The following is an 18,927-nucleotide window of genomic DNA, read 5'->3' as shown; positions in this document are numbered from 1 at the left end:
CTGCGGCTTCAAGTCTGGGACGGGTCGGGATCGCTCCGGGCTGTCTACGCCAGCGAGTAGCGGGCTTCGGCCAGCCGGTACAGCCGGCGCCAGAACAGCCGGTTGAGCCCGACCACATACAGCGACATCACGGCGATGCCGGCGATGAGCTGCGGGTAGTGACCGGCTTCGGTGGCCTGCGCGATGTAGGCGCCGAGGCCGTGCGCGGTCAGCGTGGTGCCGCCGAAGCCGACGACCTCCGCCACGATGCTGGCGTTCCAGGCGCCGCCGGAGGCGGTGATGCCGCCGGTGACGTAGTACGGGAAGATCGCCGGGATGATCAACCGCCGCCATCGCTGCCAGCCGTGTACGCCCAGGTTGTCCATGGCCTCACGCAGATCGGTGGGGATGGCCATGGCCCCCGCGATCGAGTTGAACAGGATGTACCACTGCGCGCCCAGGCCCATCAGCAGGATGCCCCCGACGTCGATGGTCAGGCCGGTCCGGACGAACAGCCACGTCGCGAGGGGGAACAGGAAGTTGGCCGGGAACGAGGCGAGGATCTGCACGACGGGCTGAGCGATGCGGGCCAGCCGGGGGCTTGACCCGATGCGCACGCCGATCGGCACCCAGACGACCGTGGCGATCGCCACGAGCACGATCACCCGGCCGAAGGTGAGCAGGCCGAGCAGGAACGGTTCCAGGAACACGCCGAGTCCGGCAGTGGTGCGCAGGTAGCGCAGCAGGCTGTACAGGCCCCAGCCGATCAACGCGATCGTCACGGCGGCGAAGCCGATGTCGCCGGCACGGCGGCGGGTGTCGCTGACCTGCAGCGGCCGGTCGTCGGTGCCGAAGACACGCCCTGCCCGCGCGAACCAGCCGGTGATCGCGCGCCGGGCCGGGGCGAGGATCTGGGGCCAGTGGGAGCGGCGCAGGAAGTTCAGTACCACGGAACGCTGGACCTCGGTGGCCTCGGACTGCTCCTGCTTGAACTTCTCCGCCCACGCGGTCATCGGCCGCCAGAAGAAGAAGTTGACGCCGATCACCATGATCGCCATGGTGACGATGGCCAGGAACACGTCGCGCAGGTCACCCCGCACGATCGCGGCCCCCGCGTAGGCGCCCACGCCGGGCAGGGTGTACTCGAAGTTGGCCACGGTGACCGCCTCGGAGGCGACCAGGAAGAACCATCCGCCGCCGAAGGACATCATGCCGTTCCAGATCAGGCCGATGGCTCCGTTGGGGACTTCGATCTTCCAGAAGCGCATCCACCGGGTCAGCCGCAGGCTGCGTGACAGCTCGTCGAGCTCACGCGGGAGGGTGATCAGCGAGTGGTAGAAGCTGAACGTCATGTTCCACGCCTGCGACGTGAAGATCGCGAAGATGGAGGCGAACTCCAGGCCGATGAACGAGTGCGGGAACAGGGCGATGAACGCGCCGATCGCGACGGTGAGGAAGGCCAGCACCGGCACCGACTGCAGAATGTCCAGCGCGGGGATGAGGATCTTCTCCAGCCGCCGCGACCGGGCCGCCGCATACGCGTAGACGAACGTGAAGACGGTCGAGACGCCGAGCGCGACGAACATGCGCAGCAGGCTCCGCCCGGCGTAGTAGGGCAGCCGGGCCGGGTCGGTGTCCAGAGCCACGTGCTCGGGGGTGAACGACACCGTGGTGCCCTCGGCGATCCGGAACACCACGTAGAACAGCACCAGCACCGCGGCGGCGACGACCCAGTCGACCCAGCCGAACTGGGTACGCAGCCACGGCAGCGTCGACGCCGCGCGTGGTTTGCGCTTCATGGACAGCATGAACAGCCCCCTATGGGGAGGATTCAAACACCGGAGACCGCCCGGAGGCGGCGAAATCGGGCAGCCCGCCCGACCAGCACGCGACGTGACGACATGACGGCGCGATAACGGACGCGGTCACGTCAGGTCGAGGGCATCCCCGGCGGTGCGCCGAATGTCAGACGGCGCTTCGCGGCCGGGGACGACGACTGGAGGGAGGGTCACAACTGCGCATGTCCAGTCACCTCCTCCAGCCGATCCAGCAAGGGCCGTCATGGAGTGTGCCACATACTTGCGTCAACACGCAAGTATGCCATCGCGAGCCGGTACGGATGACGTGACGATCCGACGGCGCTAGGTTTTGTCGCGTGGTGGGGCAAGAACAATTCGGGCCGATGATGGATGTGCTGCGGGCGCTGGCCGAGCCGACCCGGCTACGGCTGGTGTGGGCATTGGCCGCACGTGAGCACTCGGTGGGTGAACTGGCCGAGTTGATCGGCGCGAACGTGGCCGCGGTGTCACAGCATCTGGCGAGGCTGCGCGAGGCGGGCATCGTCGACTCCCGCCGTGACGGCACCCGGATCTTCTACCGCGCCGCGACGCCGCACCTGGCGGACCTGCTGGACCAGCTCGTCGTGGTGGGCGGACACGTGTCGGGCGAGCTGGACCTGCCGCGGGCGGCGACCCCGGTGGCGGCCGCGCCGGCGACGGCGGCGCGGCGGACCGGGCTGTCGCGGGCCAGGCCGGCGGGTAGCCGCCCGCGTACCGCCGAGACGTGACCGGCTCGCGGCGGCTATGCCGCCGGCGCCGGCGGCCCCGCTGACCTGCCCGTCTCCGATTTCGCCTCCGGTCGTCCCGCCGGTGGGCCCTTCAACGGGTACGGGATGAAGGTGCTGCGGTTCTCGTCCAGATCGAGCTGCCGGCTGATCGGTGCGGCGGCTCGCTGCGGGCAGTTCGACCGTTCGCAGGTCTTGCAGCCGGGCCCGATCGGCATGGCGGCCTCGGCGTCGTGCAGGTCCATGCCGGTCGAGTAGACCAGGCGGCCGGCGTGCTTGATCTCGCAACCGAGCGCGATCGCGTAGACCTTGCCGGGCTGGCCGTAGCCGCCGTGGTGCCGGGTGACCGTGCGGGCGATCCACAGGTATCGCTGCCCGTCGGGCATCGCCGCGATCTGGGTCACCGCGCGGCCGGGAGAGCTGAACGCCTCGTAGACGTTCCACAGTGGACAGGTGCCACCGGTGCGGGAGAACGGGAAGCCGGTGGCCGACTGGCGCTTGGACATGTTGCCGGCCCGGTCGACGCGGACGAAGGAGAACGGCACGCCGCGCGCCCGTGGGCGTTGCAGCGTGCTGAGGCGGTGGCAGACCGTCTCCCAGCCCATCGCGAAGTGCTCGGTGAGCAGATCGATGTCGTACCGGCGGGCTTCCGCGGCGCTCAGGAACTGCTCGTACGGCAGGATCAGCGCGGCGGCGAAGTAGTTCGCAAGGCCGACCCGGGTGAGGATCTGCGTCTGCACGTCGTCGAAGTGCTCCTCCTCGACGAGCTCGTCGATCACGTCCGCGTACTCCAGCAGGGCCAGCTGCGCGGCCATCCGCATCGCTTCCTGTCCGGCACGCAGGGACGTGGACAGGTGCAGTGTCCGGCTGAACGGCTGATACCGATGCAGGTCGCCGCCCAGCGATTCGGCGTCCTCGGGCGAGACCCGCACGCCGTGCCGCCCGACCAGCCGTTCCTCGAGTCCGGCGCGGACCTCGCCGCGGCGCAGCCGCATGCGCGCCGCGAGCGCCTCGGCCGCCTCGTCCAGGTGCGGCACGTAGTTCTGCCGCCGGTAGAAGAAATCGGTCACCTGGTCGTGCGGGCTGCGGCCCAGCTGGCCGCGGTCGCCGACGAGCTCGGTGAGCTGATCGGCGACCTGACGATACCGGCGGTGCAGCTCGATCACCGATTCGGCGAGTTCCGGCAGCCGGGAGGCGAACTCGGTGAGATCCGCGATGCCGCTCGTGCCGGCGAGCGCCTCCCGCAGGCCGGCAACCAGGTGCAGAGTGTCGTGGGGAGCGAAGACGGTCGGCTCGACGCCGAAGAGCTCAGTGACCCGGATGAGCACCGGCGCGGTCAGCGGCCGGATGTCATGCTCGATCTGGTTGAGATAGCTGGGCGAGATGCTCAGGTGGCGGGCGAGGTCCGTCTGGCTCAGTCCGCGTTGCTCCCGCAGCCGCCGCAGGCGCGCGCCGGCGAAGATTTTGGCGATCGCTCCCACCTCCAGTTGCATCCGCTGAGTCCAGATATAACACCGATGTCAATCCAGGGCTTCGCAAATTAGCGAACTGGCTGCACAACTTCGCAGGACTTGGCTGTTTGCGTCTCTCGACCGGCCGATCGTGACCGTGTGACCGTGGGGGTGTAACCACCAGCGATCGAGGGGGCACACGATGGACGCAGCGGAGCGCTTGCGGCAGCAATGGCAGACCGACCCGCGATGGCAGGGGGTGCATCGCAGCTACACTCCGCAGGACGTGGTGCGGCTGCGTGGTGCGATCCAGGAGGAGCACACCCTGGCGCGGCACGGCGCTGAGCGCCTGTGGCGGCTGCTGCACGACGAGGACTACATCCACGCGCTCGGCGCGCTCACCGGCAACCAGGCCGTGCAGATGGTCCGCGCCGGTCTCAAAGCCATCTACCTCTCCGGCTGGCAGGTCGCCGCGGATGCCAACCTCTCTGGCAATACCTACCCCGACCAGAGCCTGTATCCCGCCAACTCGGTGCCCGCGGTCGTCCGCCGGATCAACAACGCCCTGATCCGCGCCGGGCAGATCAGCACGGCCGAGGGCGCCGACCAGCAGATCGACTGGCTGGCCCCGATCGTCGCCGACGCCGAGGCCGGGTTCGGTGGCGTGCTCAACGCGTACGAGCTGATGACCGCGATGATCGTGGCGGGCGCGGCCGGGGTGCACTGGGAGGACCAGCTCGCCTCCGAGAAGAAGTGCGGCCACCTCGGCGGCAAGGTGCTCATCCCGACCGGTCAGCACATCCGGACCCTGCAGGCGGCCCGGCTGGCCGCCGACGTGGCCGGCGTGCCGTCGCTGATCATCGCCCGTACCGACGCGCAGGCCGCGGTGCTGCTGACCACCGACGTCGACGAGCGGGATCAGCCGTTCGTCACCGGTGAGCGCACCGCCGACGGGTTCTACCGGTTCCGCAACGGTGTCGAGGCGTGCATCGCCCGCGGTCTGGCCTACGCGCCGTCCGCGGACCTGCTCTGGATGGAGACCAGCACGCCGGACCTCGAGGTCGCCCGCCGGTTCGCCGACGCGATCAAGCAGCGGTACCCGGACCAGATGCTCGCCTACAACTGCTCCCCGTCGTTCAACTGGCGCAAGCACCTCGACGACGCGACCATCGAGAAGTTCCAGCGGGAGCTCGGGCACATGGGGTACAAGTTCCAGTTCATCACCCTGGCCGGCTTCCACTCCCTCAACTACTCGATGTTCGACCTGGCCCGCGGCTATGCCGCCGACGGCATGCCCGCCTACGTCGCGCTGCAGGAGCGCGAGTTCGCCGCTGAGGCCGACGGCTACACCGCGGTCAAGCATCAGCGCGAGGTCGGCACGGGCTACTTCGACCTGATCAGCACCGTGCTCAACCCGGCGGCCGAGACGACCGCCCTTCGCGGGTCCACGGAGACGGAGCAGTTCGGATGAGGTACAAGATCATCGGTCCGCTGGCCGAACGGTACGACGAGGTCCTCACTCCCGAGGCGCTGGACTTCCTGGTCGCCCTCGACGATCGCTTCGCCGCCCGGCGGGTGGCGCTGCTGGACACCCGGCGGGCCCGCCGCGCCCGGTTCGCCGCCGGTCAGCTGCCCGAATTCCTACCGGAGACCGCCCGGATCCGCGAGGATCCCACCTGGCGGGTGGCGCCACCAGCACCCGGGCTGACCGACCGGCGGGTCGAGATCACCGGCCCGACCGACCGCAAGATGACCGTCAACGCCCTCAACTCCGGCGCGCGGGTGTGGCTGGCCGACTTCGAGGATGCCACCGCACCGACCTGGCACAACATCATCGCAGGCCAGCTCAACCTGATCGACGCGCTGGATCGGCGGATCGACTTCACCGACGAGCGCGGTAAGCACTACGTCCTCGGCGGCGACCTGGCCACGATCGTCGTACGGCCGCGCGGCTGGCATCTGGCGGAGAAGTGGATCTCGGTGGACGGACGGCCGATCTCGGCCAGCCTGGTCGACTTCGGCCTGTATCTCTTCCACTGCGGAAAGCGGCAGCTCGACGCCGGTTCCGGGCCGTACTTCTACCTGCCGAAACTCGAGGACCACCGAGAGGCCCGGCTGTGGAACGACATCTTCGTCTTCGCCCAGCAGTATCTGGGCCTGCCGCAGGGCACCATCCGCGCCACGACGCTGATCGAGACCATCACCGCCGCGTTCGAGATGGAGGAGATCCTGTACGAGCTGCGTGAGCACTCGGCCGGGCTGAACGCGGGCCGCTGGGACTACATCTTCAGCATCATCAAGAACTTCGGGCAGTGGTCGGACTTCGTCCTGCCCGACCGTGCCGACGTCACCATGACCGTGCCGTTCATGCGCGCCTACACCGAACTACTGGTGCGCACCTGCCACAAGCGCGGCGCGCACGCCATCGGCGGCATGGCCGCGTTCATCCCGAGCCGGTCGCCGGAGGTCAACGAGGCGGCCGTCTCCCGGGTGCGGGCGGACAAGCAGCGCGAGGCCGGCGACGGGTTCGACGGGTCCTGGGTCGCGCACCCGGGCCTGGTCGAGGTGTGCCGGGACGTGTTCGACGCGGTCCTGGGCGACCGTCCGAACCAGCTCGACCGGCTTCGAGACGACGTCACGGTCACCGCCACCGACCTGCTCGCCGTCAACAAGACCCCGGGAAAGGTCACCGCCGATGGAGTGCGGTCCAACGTCGCCGTGGCGCTGCGGTACATCGACGCCTGGCTCGGCGGCACCGGCGCGGTGGCGCTGTGGAACCTGATGGAGGACGCGGCGACCGCCGAGATCGCCCGCTGCCAGGTGTGGCAGTGGCTGCACCACCGCACGCCGCTCGCCGACGGCGGCTGCGTCACCGACGATCTGGTCCGATCGCTGCTGGCCGAGTCCCTGGCCGAGCTGCTCGCCGGACGTGAGGGGCCGGACCGCGACCGTGCGGTGGCGGCGGCCGGTATCTTCGAGCGCACCGCGCTCGGGGAGTACCTTCCGCCGTTCTTCACCACGGACGCGTATGCCCTGCACCTCGCGCCGTCCAGCCGATCCGGAAGCGGCGGTCACTAGGCCGGAGGTCCGGTCCGGTCACCACGGCCTCCCCGCCGCACCCGCTGCGGCCCGCCCGACACCTCGATCACCTGCAACAACGCCGTGGCCGCGCCGGTCAGTCGACGACCGCGCGGCCAGACGGCGCGCAGGGTGCGCACCAGCGACAGGTCCACCACGGGCACGGCCACCAACTGCCCCGCGGCCAGTTCGGCCTCGACCGCGTACCGGCTGAGCACCGCCGGTGCGCTGCCCGCCATGGCCGCGCCCTTCACCGCCGCGTTGGAGCCGAGCGCCAGCTGCGCGGGCACCGGGTCGAGCCGGCGCAGGGCCAGCTCGAGCGTGTCCCGCGTGCCGGAGCCGACCTCCCGCACGACCAGCCGGGTGGCGGCCAGTTCGCTCGCCTGCAACGACCGGCGGCGGCGCGCCCACGGATGCCGCGGAGCCACCACCACGATGAGCTCGTCGTAGCCCACGGGCCGCTGCCCGAGCCCGGCCGGAACCGACGGACCCTCCACGAAGCCGATGTCGATGGTCTCGCCGGCCAGCAGCAGCCGGGCCACCTCCGTGGAGTTGACGACGGTCAGGCCGACCCGCACGTCCGGCTCGCGCAACCCCAGCTTGTGCAGCCAGCCCGGCAGCAGCGCCTCGGCGACCGTCATGCTCGCGGCGACGCGCAACTGGGCCGCCCGCGCCTCCCGGAGCGCGGTCAGGCTGGCCTGGAACTCGTCGGCGGCCTCCAGCAGCCGTACGGACCAGTCCACCACCACCCGGCCGTCGTTCGTCAGCCCCGAGCCGCGGGGCGTGCGCACCAGCAGCGGCAGGCCCGCCCGGCGTTCCAGCGAGGCGAGTCGCTTCGTCGCCGACGGCTGGGTCATCCCCAGTGCCCGGGCGGCCTGGCCGAGACTGCCCAACTCCGCCACCCGCACCAGCAGCCGCAGTGACTCCAGATCGGGAAGTCCACTCATAGCCACAGGCTATGAGGTGGCGCGCGACCGGCGGCTACCCGCCCCGCCCCGGCGGGTACACCCTGAGAACACCACCCGCGGCAGACGGACTCGGGCGGACTTGGGAAGAGGGGCGCCAGGTGTACATCGAGGACCGGACGAGCCGGGCCACCGACCGGGCGCGCCACATCCGCGCCGCGGCCCCTGGTCTGCTCGCCGCGGCGGCCGCTGCGGTGGCCGGCTACGCCGTCAACCGCGTCGCCGGCAGCGCGGCCAGCCCGGTGGTGGTGGCGGTCGTACTCGGCATTCTCGTCCGCGGCCTCGGCGGCTACCACGCCCGGCTGCGGGACGGGCTCACGTTCGCGTCACGGACCCTGCTGCGAGCCGGGGTGGTCCCGCTCGGCCTGCAGCTGGCCGTGTCGGACGTCCGGCAGCTCGGCGTCGGCGCCGTCGCCGTCATCCTGCTCAGCGTCGGCACCGCCTTCGTGGTCACCCGCTGGTGCGGGCGGCTGCTGGGCCTGAGCCCGGCGCGCGCCCTGCTGATCGCCACCGGCGTCTCCATCTGCGGCGCCTCGGCCGTGGCCGCGATGAAGCAGGTGAGCGACGGTGACGAGGAGGACGTGGTCACCGCCGTCGCGGTGGTGACCGTGCTCGGCACGCTCTGCCTGGCCGCGCTGCCGGCGCTCGGGATGCTGCTCGGGCTGGACGAGACGACGCTCGGCCTGTGGGCCGGCACGAGCGTGCACGAGGTCGGCCAGGTGGTGGCGATCGGTGGCATGGCCGGCGCGGCGGCGCTGACCGTCGCGGTCGTGGCGAAGCTGTGCCGGGTCCTGCTGCTCGCGCCGCTCGTCGCCGTGGTCGCCGCGACTCGTCGCGACGCCGCCGGCGCGCGCCCGCCGGTCCTGCCCTGGTTCGTCGTCGGCTTCATGGCCATGGTCGCGGTACGCAGCACCGGCCTGTTGCCGGACGCGGTCCTCCACGACGCGGCGACCGCGTCGGGCCTCATGCTCGCCGCGGCGATGTTCGCCCTCGGTACCGCGGTCGACCTGAGCAGCGTCGCCCGGGGCGGTTGGCGCGCGCTCAGCGCCGGGGTGCTCGGCACGGTGGTGCTGGCGGGCGTGTCGCTCACCGGGCTCGTCCTGATCGGCTGACCCGCGGTCCCGATGACGGCCGGCGGCGCTCGCACTTGGATGCGGGCGCCGCCGGGCCGGTGGAATCAGCCGTTGAGGAACTCGTACACGTTGGCCGGAGCCTCGATCACTGCCTTACCGGTGGGCTTGGCCGGCACCGTCACGGTCCCGTACCCGGTCACGGTCAGCTTGAGCTGGTGTGCCTTCTTGTCGCCCGCGGCCGGAACGTCGATGAGCAGTTCGGTGAGCCGGCTCGATCACCAGCACCTCCAACGTCACCTTCACCTCGGGGGTGATGGAGGTCAACTTGAGGTGCGCCTGCTTCTTGGATGCGTCGATCGTGGCGTGCCCGGAGCCGTCGAGCCCGGAGAACTCCGCCGCGACCACGCCCTTCTCATACTCCGACAACGAACCCAGGAGTACGTCCTTCGGCTCCGGCGCCTTGGAGCTGGTCGCCGCGGCGCCGGGCGTGCCAAGCGACGCCAGGCGGTCTGCCCACCGGCCTGCACGGCGGGTGACCCTTCAGTCACACGTCGATCCGGAGTCACGCCGTGGCGACTTCGCCGATCGCCGCCTCGACCGCTACCTCCTCCATGGCGCGCAGCAGCGCCTCGGCCGCCGCGGGCGACACATGGTGGGTGTCGATCTCGATACGCAGTCGTACCGTCTCCGCCGACTCGTCGTCGACGTTGAGAAACATCCGCGCATAAACCTCGTCGCGTTTGATCGTCCAGCGCAGCACCGAGCGCGGCAGCGCCGCCAGCACCAGCGACGGGTCGACCGGGCTCGGGTCGACCGGGCCCCGGCGGTTGTTGTAGAACCAGTCGAGGTCGAACTCCGGGCCCCGCTCACGCGCGATCGCCGCGGTGATCTCCTCCAGCCGGGCCCGGTCGTAGTACCCGTGCTTGTATGCCAGCACCGACGCCCGCCGGACCCGCTCCAAAGCCTCGTCGAACGGCAGGTCGGCCACGTCCATCGCACACAGCGCGCTCTGCGACACCGGTCCCACGACCTCGGCCAGGCCCGGGCGGAAGCGGTTGCTCGAAACCAGCCGGGTCACTACCGGGTTGACGCCGCAGATGCGCACCGACGCCACCGCGCAGGCGGTCAGCATCACCGTGGTCGCGTCCACCTGCGTCCGGGCCGCGATCGACTGCACGGCGAGCGGGAGTGCTGCCGAGCTGAACTCGCCCCGCCAGTATCGCGGCGTCTGCGGATCTCCCGCCCCGGCGATCCGGCGCGCCGGGATGGTCCGCAGCGTGGACTCCCAGTAGCGAATCGCCGCGCCGCTCAGCCGCTGCCCGGCCGGCGAGCGCTGCCATTGGACCTGCTCCAGGGCCTGCATCCCTTGCACCGGGGCGGTCTCGTGCCGCTCCTCCTCGGCCAGCATGATCGCCGCGCCGCCGCCGTCCATGACGAAGTGGGTCATGATGGCCACCAGGTGCGTCGGCGTGCCGTCCCGCTGCACCACGGCCATCCGCATCGGCCACTCGCTGGTGAAGTCGTATTCGGTCTGCTCATACCGCAGCTGTACGGCCAGGGCGACCTCGTAGGGGTCCGCCGGGCCGGCCTCGACGACCTCCAGGGTGATCTCGCCGGAGTCGTGCACCACCTGCCGTGGCGTGCCGTCCGCCGCGAACCGCAGCCGGGTGCGCATCGACTGGTATCGGGACATCAGATAGCGCAGCCGCTCGACGGTGTCCTCGACAGCGTGCCCGGGCGGCAGGGGCAGCGTGCCGCCCATCGGCATCCAGCCGCGCTGTGCGACCAGCGCCTCCCAGATCTCACGCTGGCCCCAGGACAGCTCGTCCTCCCCCGACCCCTCGCCGGCGAACGCGACGGAGATCCGGGTCACGGTTCCACCCGCCGCCGACCCGGCCGGCGGCATCGTATCGATCATCCCGTTCCCCCTGTCGGCGGGTCGGTCGGCCTGCGGACGTAGATAGTACCGTCGCGTCGACCGGCTCATTCCCGACCGAACAGTCCTCGTTTGCGCCCAAACGATCGATGCGCCGGGACGGGTAGAAGTTGACAGTCCTTGTCCGGGCGGGCCGGACCCGCCCGGACAAGGGCGCCGGTCAGCCGGCGGCGGAGCGGAAGACCGGGTAGAGGCCACCGGACTGGCCGGCGGCGGTCGGGTGGTAGGAGATATTGAGGCTGGCGTAGTTGAGCGCGTGCAGCCACTTCTCGCCGAAGCTGCAGAGCTGGTGGCCGACGAAGACCGACCGCACGTCGGCGAACTTGAACCCGGCCGCCGTGGCGGCCGTCTTGGTGACGTCGTCGAGCAGGTTGATACCCTCGTTGATCTTCGCGCGGGAGTTCGCGCTCAGGCCGAGGCAGACCGTACCGAGCTGGTAGAAGACCGGGTAGCCGACGACCACGACGCGGGCCGAAGGCGACCGGCCCTTGATACCGTTGTAGACGTCGGCGAGCTTCGCGGGCAGCTGGCCGCGCACCTTGTTCTCGGCGGCCTGCACGGCGGCGACACAGTCGGTCTCGCCGTAGAGCACACAGCTGGTCATGATGCTGGTGAACCCGATGTCGTTGCCGCCGATGGTGACGCTGACCAGGGTGGTGCTCGACGACAGGGCCGAGAGCTGGGTGTTGATCACGTCGGTCGTCGTGGCACCGGTGCAGGCGACCGAGCGGTACGAGGCGGGCTTGACGTTGGCGTTGTACAGGGCGGAGTAGGCGTTGGTGCTGCGCTGGCACGAGCCGCTCTCGGCGGTGTAGCTGTCGGCGCCGACACCGGCGGCATACGAGTCGCCGAGGGCGACGTAGCGGTCGGTGGCGGCGGCGTTGGCAGGCGCCGCGGCCGCGAACGTGGCGCCGAGGGCGGCCGCCAGGCTCAGGGTGAGGGTAACGAGTCGGGATCTCCGCACGTCGCACTCCTGTTGTGGAGGATGTGTGTCCGGAGATTGATATCAAGCTATGAATGCCGAACGGAAGATCCACATTCGTCAAATGCTCATAGGGATCTATTGGTACGAAACCCTCGAAACGTACGGCCGATCAGTTGACGGGTGGATGCGAGGCCGCCGCCGAACGCCAACGCCGCAGCTCAGTTCGGGGCCGGTGACTTTGCAGGGCAGCTCAACCCGGGTCGCCGGCTCGGCGCCGGTCAGCGTGATGCTGATGGTCGCGCCCGAGAGGACGCCGTCGCCGTTCGCGTGCACGGTCATGGTCATGGTCATGGTCATGGTCATGGTCATCTCGACGGTGGCCGCCGTCGGCGTCCGCAAGGACCCGCCCCGGTCCGGCCGTAGCGACCACACCCCCACCACGAGCGGGCCACCACGCCGATGATGCTGAACGGGCCGAGTGTCAGGCGTCGTCGTGACCCGCCGGTCCCGGCCCCCGCGCCGTCGACCGGATCGGGCGTCGCGCGGGACGACAGCTCCGGCGCGGTCGCGGCGGCGAGCCGATCGCGCGCCCGCAGCCAGGCGTCGACTTCCTGCCGGTCGCCGCCGCAGGCGCGGACAACCGCGGCGAGGACCTCGGCGCGGGGCAGCGCAGGTCTGCGCAGGACGTCAGCGATGGTGCTGCGCGGCAGCGCCTCGCCGCTCGCCGCGGCTCGTTGATCAAGCTGCCGGAAGGTGCATCCCGCGCGCTCACGCCAGGATGAACGAGCGGTGGTGCCACGCCGCGGCCAGCAGGCCAGCGCCGGCGGCCTGCATCCGCTCCCGCGCCACCAGCCGGGCGACCTCCGCCTCCGTGAACGGCCGGCCGGCCAGCACCCGGCCCTCGTCGTTCTCGGTCACGACCTGGCCGAAGAGCGAGTCGAACACGCCGGCGTCGAAGACCAGCACCGCGATCAGATCGGTGGCGTACGTGAGCGGGTCCACCCCGAGCCCGACGCACCAGGCCCGGATCGCGCCGCCGGACAGGTGGGCGAGGAAGTCCCGGGCGAACGGCCACGCGGTGTAGTCGATCCCGCGGTCGTCGTTGTCGTACGCCTCCGCCCGGCCGCCCAGCTCCTCGGCGTACTCGCGGGCGAGGAAGCGCGCGAGCGAGAAGTCGTTGTCGCGGTTGCACGCGTCCTCGCCGGAGGCCTGGAACACGCCGGAGGGCACGACCTGGAACAGCCCGCCCGCGTGAGCGACCTTCTCGGGGTCGCGCCAGTGCAGGAAGAACTCGGCGTCGCCGGTCGAGGCGTCGCGCCGCAGCGTCAGGGCGCTCACCGCCATGTTGACCGGCCGGGCGGACAGGTCGCGGGGATCGGCGATGCGGTCGCGGATCCGGCCCGGATCCTCGCCGCGGCGGCGGGCCGCGAACGCGTGCGCGGCGGCCTCGCCGGTGTCGATACCGTCGAAGTAGCGGCCGAGGCCGAAGCCGAGCCGGGCCGGCGCGGTGGCCAGGTCTGCGCTCGTCAGCCGGTAGGTCTCACGGTTGTCGAGCACCCGCGCGGGCACGGCCAGTTCCCGGTAGGCGTCCGAGTAGTTGCGGTACCGCTCGCCGGCCGGCAGCACCGCCCCGTACTCCCGGCTGGTGGGCCGCGCGGCCGGCCGCGCGTCGAGGGTCAGCTCGATCGCGTCGAGCGGTATCGGGTCCGGCGGCACGAACGACGACCGCGTCAGCAGCGGCGTGCCGAAGAACCGCTCGTCATCGCCGTAGTCGCCGGCCGCCGCCACGCCGAGCTCGAACCGGTTGCGCTCCAGATACCGGCGCGTCCGCAGCCACTGCGTCTCCGTCACGCTCACGGACACACAGTAGGCGCCGCCGTGACGCGGGGCGGCTCACTCGGGCTCGGTCGCGGCCAGGAGGTCGCGCAGCAGGGACGCCAGCTGGGAGCGGGCGGCCTCCGGGAGGCGCTCGAAGACCTCGCGCTGGACGTCGAGGCCGGCCACCACCGCCTCGTCGATGATCTCGCGGCCCCGTGCGGTCAGGGTGATGACCAGGCCACGACGGTCGTCGGGGTCCGGGGACCGGGTCACCAGGCCGGCGCGCTCCAGGCGGTCGAGCCGGCCCGTCATCCCGCCGGTGGTGAGCATCAGCGACGCGCTGAGCGACTTCGGGGAGAGCTGGAACGGCTCGCCCGCGCGACGCAGGGCAGCCAGCACGTCGAACTCGCCGCGGTTGATGCCCAGCTCGGAACACACCTTCTCCTGGCGGTCCCCGATCACCCGGGCCAGGCGGTAGATCCGGCCGAACACCGCCATCGCCTCGGTCCGCAGCTCCGGGCGCTCCCGGGCCCACTGCGCCACGATCCGGTCGACGTCGTCCACGCCACATCCTAACACCCTCGCCAGTGAGTAGCTTAATGGTAAGCTACTTAGACATGAGGAACCTTACGGCGATCGCCCCAATGCTGTGGGGGACCACGTACGTGGTGACCACCGAGCTGCTGCCGCCCGACCGGCCGCTGCTGGCCGGGGCCCTGCGCGCGCTGCCCGCCGGGCTGCTGCTCGTCGCCGCCGCCCGGGCGCTGCCCCGCGGCGCTTGGTGGTGGCGCACCGCGGTCCTCGGCACGCTCAACATCGGGCTGTTCTTCGCCCTGCTGTTCGTGGCGGCATACCGGCTGCCCGGTGGGCTGGCCGCCGTGCTCGGGGCACTCGGGCCGTTCGTCGTCTCCGGGCTGGCGTTCGGCCTGCTCAAGCAGCGGCCCGCGGCACGGGTGCTCGGGGCCGGAGTCGCCGGGCTGGCCGGAGTCGCCCTGGTCGTGCTGCGCTCGGCCACCGCACTGGACCCGATCGGGCTCGCCGCCGCGGCCGGCGGCATGCTGTCGGTGTCGCTGGCCACCGTGCTCGGGTCGCGTTGGGGCGTGCCCGAGGGCTTCACCGAGCGGCGCACCGCCCTGCTCGCGCTGACCGGCTGGCAACTCACCGCCGGCGGGCTGCTGCTCGCCCCGGCCGCACTGCTCGCGGAGGGGCCGCCGCCGCCCCTGGACTGGGCCAACGCGGCCGGGTTCGCCTACCTTTCGCTGTTCGGCACCGCCGGGGCGTACTTCCTGTGGTTCCGCGGCGTCACCACGCTGCCGCCGGCCCAGGTGACGCTGCTCGGGCTGCTCAGCGTGGTCGTGGCCGCGGGCGTGGGCTGGCTGGTGCTGGGCCAGGCGCTGTCGGTGGGCCAGCTCGCCGGGGCCGCCCTCGTCCTCGCCGCGGTGGTCGTGGGCGTGGGCGGCGCCAAGATCGGCAAGCCGACGCCGCTGAAGGCCGCCACCGCGCCGTAGCCCTGGTCGACGCGGACGGGCGTGCGGATCGCGCTGAGCGCAGGCGCAGCTCCGGATAGCCGGACACGCCGACGGCCCGGCAGAATCGGATGACCGTGGTCTCGGTTCATCAATGGAGTGCGGGTGTCCGGAATGCGCGATTCCCTGGTCATCGGCGTCGACGCCGGCGCCACGACGACCCGCTGCGTGCTGAGCGACCTCGATGGAAACATTCTCGCGCGCGGTTCGGCGGGCGGCGCGAACCAGAACTCCAGCGGCGCACCGCCCGGCGTGGCCCTGGCGTCCGCACTGCGCGAGGCCATCGCCGCGACCGACCCGGCCCGGGTGGCGCTGGGCGTCATCGGCGCCGCCGGCGCGGGCACGGGCGGGCGGGAGGCGGCGCGGGCGGCCGCGCTGGAGGCCTGGCGCACCGCCGGGCTGTCCGGCCGATTGCTCGCCGTGACCGACCTGGAGGTGGGGTTCGCGGCCGGCACCCCCGCGCCCGACGGCCTGCTCCTGCTCGCCGGCACCGGCGCCGTGGCCGCCGCGTTCGCGGGCGGGGTGCTCACCCACCGCTGCGACGGATACGGCTGGCTGCTCGGCGACGAGGGCTCCGCGGTCTGGCTCGGCCGGAAGGGGCTGCGCGCCGTCATGCGCGCGCTGGACGGCCGCGGGCCGCGCACGGACCTCGCCGAGCCACTGAGCACGGCGCTCGGCGTGCCGGCCGGCCCCGGGCTCGCGGCGGACCCCGAGGGGCACGCCCAGCGCCTGCTGCGCGCCGCGTTCGACCGGCCGCCGGCCGCCCTCGGCGCGCTCGCGCCGGTGGTGAGCGACCTCGCCGCGGCCGGCGACCCGGTCGCGCGTGGGCTCGCGGCGGAGGCCGCCGGGCACCTCCTGCACGCCCTGGCGACCGTCGCCCGGCGCGCCGGCCCGGACGAGATCGGGGTCGAACCCGCCGGTCCGGAGATCAGGGTCGAGCCCGCCGGCCCGGGCGAGATCGGGGTCGAGCCCGCCGTCGTGCTCGCCGGCTCGGTCCTGCTGTCGTCCGGGCCGGTCGCGGAGCGCGTCCGGGCCGGGGTGCGGGAGCGCTTCGGCAGGGAGCCGGTGGAGGCCCGCGACGGCGCGGCGGGCGCGGCGTGGCTGGCGATCTCGCAGGTCGGCGGCGCGCCCGGGGACGCCGCGACGCACGCGCGGCTGACCCGGGCGGGGCTGCGGGGCACCCCGTGAATTCCCAAGCGCCGGGTGCGCCAGCGGCCGCACCGACGGCCGGCTGAGGTAGCGCCGGTGGGGTAGGCTCGCGGCCGTGCGGCGGGTCATGCGGGTGCTGCGGCTCGTCCTCGCCGCCGTGGTCACGGTGTGCGCGCTGGGCGGGCTGGCCCGGCTTCACTCCCCCACCCTCGGCCCCGGCGGTGCGGCGGTGCGGCAGCTGGGGTTCCTGCGCGCGGAGCTCGACGGCGGGGCCGGCGACGGGGCACAGGCGATGTTCCCCGAGGGATACTTCTTCCTGCACGCCCTCTACGGGCTCGCCTGGGTCGACGTCGGGCGGCACCGCACGGATCGGGCCGAGGCACTGCGCGAGGCGCGGTGGGCACTGTCCAAACTGGACGCTCCACAGGGGACGGCACCGTTCAGCGCCGGGCTCACGCCGCGATACGGGGTCTTCTACGCCGGGTGGACCAACTGGCTGCGCGGCGGGATCCTGAGCCTGCGGGACGCCGCGGCGCGCGACCCGGCGGAGGTCGAGCGGTTCGAGCGGGATTCGCGGGACCTCGCCGCGGCGTTCGACGCGTCGGCGACGCCGTTCCTGCAGGCGTATCCGGAGCAGTCGTGGCCGGTCGACTCGACGGTCGCGATCGCCTCGCTGCGGCTGCACGACGCGCTACTGCCGGCGCGCTACGGCGACACCGTGCGGCGCTGGCTCGACGGCGCCCGGGAGCGGCTCGACCCGGCCACCGGGCTGCTGCCACACGTGACCGACCCGCGCACCGGGACACCGCTGGAGGGCGCGCGGGCCACCTCGCAGAGCGTCATCCAGCGCTTCCTCGCCGACGTCGACCCGGTGTTCGCCCGGCAGCAGTACCTGCGCTTCCGGGAGCTGTTCGTGGTGCGGCCGCTGGGTATCGGGCCGGCGGTGCGCGAGTACCCGCTGGGCACGGACGGGCCCGGCGACGTCGACAGCGGGCCGCTGCCGCTCGGCGTCTCGCTGTCGGCGACGGTGGTGACGATCGGCGCGGCACGGGTCGAGGGCGACGATGCCCTGGCCGCGGCGTTGTCGAGCTACGGCGAGCTGGCCGGCGTGCCGCTGGACACCCCGCACACCAAGCGCTACGCGCTCGGGCTGCTGCCGATCGGCGACGCGTTCCTGGTCTGGGCGCGCACCGCCGAGCCGTGGGTGGCCGCGCCGCCGGGCCGGCCACCGGCGGTCGTCGGCCCGCTGTGGAAGGCACCGCTGACCCTGGTCCTGGTCCTGCTGGCCACCGCGCCCTGGCTACCCCGGGCACTGCGCCTCCTGCGGCGCGGGGGCGTGTTGCGGAGCCGCTTGCGCGGGCGGCGGGCCGAACGGGGCGAGGAGGGCGGCGCGACCCCAGCAGCGTCGGTGAGTAGCGGATCGATCAGCCGGTCAGCCGAACCATCCACCACATCTCACTGACAGTAGATCCATCCGCCCGGTCCGCCTACTGTTGATCGCGATGCTGTACTTCGCGCTGGACACCGCCGCCGGGGAGCGCCGTGCGGGGGGCTGAGCTCGACGAGCACCGCACCGCACTGCTCGGATACTGCTACCGGATGCTCGGCTCGCCGTTCGACGCCGAGGACGCGGTGCAGGAGACGCTGCTGCGGGCGTGGCGCAACGCCGACCGCTTCGACCCCGGCCGGGCACCACTGCGCGGCTGGCTCTTCGCGATCGCCACCAACGTGTGCCTCGACGCCCTGCGCACCGCCCGCCGGCGCGCCCGCACCGTCGACCTCGCTCCGGCGGCCGAGCCGGGCGCGGCTCTCGGGGTACCGTATCCGGATTTTGATCTTGTCTTTCCGGCGCCGGAAGGGCTCGTCGTGCCGCCCGGGGGCGACCCCGCCGAGCTGGCCGTGCAGCGTGACTCGGTCCGGCTCGCGTTCGTCGCGGCGCTGCAGCTGCTGCCACCGCGCCAGCGCGCGGTGCTGATCCTGCGCGACGTGCTCGCCTGGTCCGCGGCCGAGGTCGCGGCGCTGCTGTCGACGTCGGTGGCCGCGGTGAACAGCGCGCTGCAGCGGGCGCGGGCGGGTCTCGCCGCGCCGGTGCGGGCCCAGCCGGTCGACGAGGGGCTGCTGCGCCGCTACGTGCGGGCGTTCACCGACAACGACATCGACGCGCTGGTCGAGGTGCTGCACGAGGACGCCACGATGTCGATGCCGCCGCTGCCGTTCTGGCTGCGCGGCCGCGGGCCGCTGCTGCGCGCGATGTCCGCGTCCGGGGCCTGCACGGGCGCCTCCCTGGTCCGCTGCGGTCGTTCGTCCTTCATCCAGTACCGCGAGGGCCTGCCGTTCGCCGTGGTCGTCCTCGAGGCCCTCGACGGAAAGATCGGACATATCCAGACGTTCCTGCAGGCGCCGCGGCTCCTGGAAGTCTTCTCCCGCTACGCCGATGAGCCGGCGGCCGCCCCGGCGTAGTACC

At 72.2% G+C, this 18,927-nt stretch carries 16 protein-coding genes and 1 pseudogene; 9 read left to right on the top strand and 8 right to left on the bottom strand.

Going from position 1 to position 18,927, the window contains the following annotated elements; genetic code table 11:
- Nucleotides 1-44: 44 nt before the first annotated feature.
- A complete protein-coding gene (locus AB0367_RS07440) occupies nucleotides 45-1,778 on the bottom strand; it encodes an ABC transporter permease subunit (RefSeq protein ID WP_366225353.1) in 1,734 nt (577 codons plus the stop codon).
- A gap of 383 nt (nucleotides 1,779-2,161) precedes the next feature.
- Here AB0367_RS07440 and AB0367_RS07435 point away from each other — a divergent pair, with 383 nt between their 5' ends.
- Entirely contained in the window at nucleotides 2,162-2,545 is a 384-nt protein-coding gene (locus tag AB0367_RS07435; protein WP_366225352.1) for a metalloregulator ArsR/SmtB family transcription factor, read from the top strand.
- Between the two features lie 14 nt (nucleotides 2,546-2,559).
- On the opposite strand, the gene AB0367_RS07430 is transcribed toward AB0367_RS07435, so the two are convergent.
- Nucleotides 2,560-4,035, bottom strand: a complete 1,476-nt coding sequence (locus AB0367_RS07430) for a short-chain fatty acyl-CoA regulator family protein (protein ID WP_366225351.1) — start codon at nucleotides 4,033-4,035, stop codon at nucleotides 2,560-2,562.
- 160 nt (nucleotides 4,036-4,195) lie between these two features.
- On the opposite strand from AB0367_RS07430, the gene aceA reads away from it, so the two are divergent.
- Nucleotides 4,196-5,464: an isocitrate lyase gene (aceA, locus tag AB0367_RS07425; RefSeq protein WP_366225350.1), complete on the top strand. Its 1,269-nt coding sequence runs from the start codon at nucleotides 4,196-4,198 to the stop codon at nucleotides 5,462-5,464.
- Nucleotides 5,461-7,071 (top strand): malate synthase A, encoded by a 1,611-nt coding sequence (gene aceB / locus AB0367_RS07420; protein ID WP_366225349.1) that lies wholly within the window; start codon nucleotides 5,461-5,463, stop codon nucleotides 7,069-7,071. The genes aceA and aceB overlap by 4 nt, the downstream gene beginning before the upstream one ends.
- Here aceB and AB0367_RS07415 read toward each other — a convergent pair.
- A complete protein-coding gene (locus tag AB0367_RS07415) occupies nucleotides 7,068-8,018 on the bottom strand; it encodes a LysR family transcriptional regulator (protein WP_366225348.1) in 951 nt (316 codons plus the stop codon). The genes aceB and AB0367_RS07415 overlap by 4 nt on opposite strands.
- 11 nt (nucleotides 8,019-8,029) lie before the next feature.
- Between AB0367_RS07415 and AB0367_RS07410 the strand changes: the two genes are divergently transcribed.
- Complete coding sequence (locus tag AB0367_RS07410; RefSeq protein ID WP_366225347.1) at nucleotides 8,030-9,148, top strand: putative sulfate exporter family transporter; 1,119 nt, start codon at nucleotides 8,030-8,032, stop codon at nucleotides 9,146-9,148.
- 523 nt (nucleotides 9,149-9,671) lie between these two features.
- On the opposite strand, the gene AB0367_RS07405 is transcribed toward AB0367_RS07410, so the two are convergent.
- Nucleotides 9,672-10,982: a condensation domain-containing protein gene (locus tag AB0367_RS07405; protein ID WP_366225346.1), complete on the bottom strand. Its 1,311-nt coding sequence runs from the start codon at nucleotides 10,980-10,982 to the stop codon at nucleotides 9,672-9,674.
- A 223-nt stretch (nucleotides 10,983-11,205) separates the two neighbouring features.
- On the bottom strand, nucleotides 11,206-12,009 hold the full coding sequence (locus tag AB0367_RS07400; RefSeq protein WP_366225345.1) for an SGNH/GDSL hydrolase family protein: 804 nt from the start codon (nucleotides 12,007-12,009) through the stop codon (nucleotides 11,206-11,208).
- 253 nt (nucleotides 12,010-12,262) lie between these two features.
- On the opposite strand from AB0367_RS07400, the gene AB0367_RS07395 reads away from it, so the two are divergent.
- Complete coding sequence (locus AB0367_RS07395; protein ID WP_366225344.1) at nucleotides 12,263-12,433, top strand: hypothetical protein; 171 nt, start codon at nucleotides 12,263-12,265, stop codon at nucleotides 12,431-12,433.
- A gap of 305 nt (nucleotides 12,434-12,738) precedes the next feature.
- Here AB0367_RS07395 and AB0367_RS07390 read toward each other — a convergent pair whose 3' ends face one another.
- Nucleotides 12,739-13,827 carry a hypothetical protein gene (locus tag AB0367_RS07390; RefSeq protein WP_366225343.1) on the bottom strand — a complete coding sequence of 363 codons (1,089 nt, stop codon included), beginning with the start codon at nucleotides 13,825-13,827 and terminating at the stop codon, nucleotides 12,739-12,741.
- A 36-nt stretch (nucleotides 13,828-13,863) separates the two neighbouring features.
- Entirely contained in the window at nucleotides 13,864-14,352 is a 489-nt protein-coding gene (locus tag AB0367_RS07385) for a MarR family transcriptional regulator (RefSeq protein ID WP_366225342.1), read from the bottom strand.
- A 53-nt stretch (nucleotides 14,353-14,405) separates the two neighbouring features.
- On the opposite strand from AB0367_RS07385, the gene AB0367_RS07380 reads away from it, so the two are divergent.
- Entirely contained in the window at nucleotides 14,406-15,296 is an 891-nt protein-coding gene (locus AB0367_RS07380; RefSeq protein WP_366225341.1) for an EamA family transporter, read from the top strand.
- Between the two features lie 25 nt (nucleotides 15,297-15,321).
- On the opposite strand, the pseudogene AB0367_RS07375 reads toward AB0367_RS07380, so the two are convergent.
- A pseudogene (locus AB0367_RS07375) lies at nucleotides 15,322-15,413 on the bottom strand (transcriptional regulator HexR); the annotation flags it as partial.
- Nucleotides 15,414-15,428: 15 nt separating this feature from the next.
- Between AB0367_RS07375 and AB0367_RS07370 the strand changes: the two are divergent.
- The 3 genes from AB0367_RS07370 to AB0367_RS07360 all read left to right on the top strand — a co-directional run bounded on the left by AB0367_RS07370 (nucleotide 15,429) and on the right by AB0367_RS07360 (nucleotide 18,923).
- On the top strand, nucleotides 15,429-16,502 hold the full coding sequence (locus AB0367_RS07370) for a BadF/BadG/BcrA/BcrD ATPase family protein (protein WP_366225340.1): 1,074 nt from the start codon (nucleotides 15,429-15,431) through the stop codon (nucleotides 16,500-16,502).
- Between the two features lie 76 nt (nucleotides 16,503-16,578).
- Entirely contained in the window at nucleotides 16,579-17,925 is a 1,347-nt protein-coding gene (locus tag AB0367_RS07365; RefSeq protein ID WP_366225339.1) for a hypothetical protein, read from the top strand.
- A gap of 80 nt (nucleotides 17,926-18,005) precedes the next feature.
- The gene (locus AB0367_RS07360) at nucleotides 18,006-18,923 is read left to right on the top strand and encodes an RNA polymerase subunit sigma-70 (RefSeq protein WP_366225338.1); all 918 of its coding nucleotides are present in this window, start codon (nucleotides 18,006-18,008) and stop codon (nucleotides 18,921-18,923) included.
- Nucleotides 18,924-18,927 lie beyond the last annotated feature (4 nt).

Origin of the sequence: Dactylosporangium sp. NPDC051484, from assembly GCF_040689395.1 — a bacterium.
In the GTDB taxonomy this organism is placed as follows: domain Bacteria; phylum Actinomycetota; class Actinomycetes; order Mycobacteriales; family Micromonosporaceae; genus Dactylosporangium.
Note: the sequence above shows the minus strand (reverse complement) of the source record. Positions and strands in the feature narration are given on the sequence as shown.

Bases quoted from the DNA above. Each gene is read 5' to 3' on its own strand.
- AB0367_RS07440 (WP_366225353.1), bottom strand. From the start codon at position 1,778: ATGAAGCGCAAACCACGCGCGGCGTCGACGCTGCCGTGGCTGCGTACC.
- AB0367_RS07435 (WP_366225352.1), top strand. From the start codon at position 2,162: ATGATGGATGTGCTGCGGGCGCTGGCCGAGCCGACCCGGCTACGGCTG.
- AB0367_RS07430 (WP_366225351.1), bottom strand. From the start codon at position 4,035: ATGCAACTGGAGGTGGGAGCGATCGCCAAAATCTTCGCCGGCGCGCGC.
- aceA (WP_366225350.1), top strand. From the start codon at position 4,196: ATGGACGCAGCGGAGCGCTTGCGGCAGCAATGGCAGACCGACCCGCGA.
- aceB (WP_366225349.1), top strand. From the start codon at position 5,461: ATGAGGTACAAGATCATCGGTCCGCTGGCCGAACGGTACGACGAGGTC.
- AB0367_RS07415 (WP_366225348.1), bottom strand. From the start codon at position 8,018: ATGAGTGGACTTCCCGATCTGGAGTCACTGCGGCTGCTGGTGCGGGTG.
- AB0367_RS07410 (WP_366225347.1), top strand. From the start codon at position 8,030: ATGAGGTGGCGCGCGACCGGCGGCTACCCGCCCCGCCCCGGCGGGTAC.
- AB0367_RS07395 (WP_366225344.1), top strand. From the start codon at position 12,263: ATGGTCGCGCCCGAGAGGACGCCGTCGCCGTTCGCGTGCACGGTCATG.
- AB0367_RS07380 (WP_366225341.1), top strand. From the start codon at position 14,406: ATGAGGAACCTTACGGCGATCGCCCCAATGCTGTGGGGGACCACGTAC.
- AB0367_RS07370 (WP_366225340.1), top strand. From the start codon at position 15,429: ATGCGCGATTCCCTGGTCATCGGCGTCGACGCCGGCGCCACGACGACC.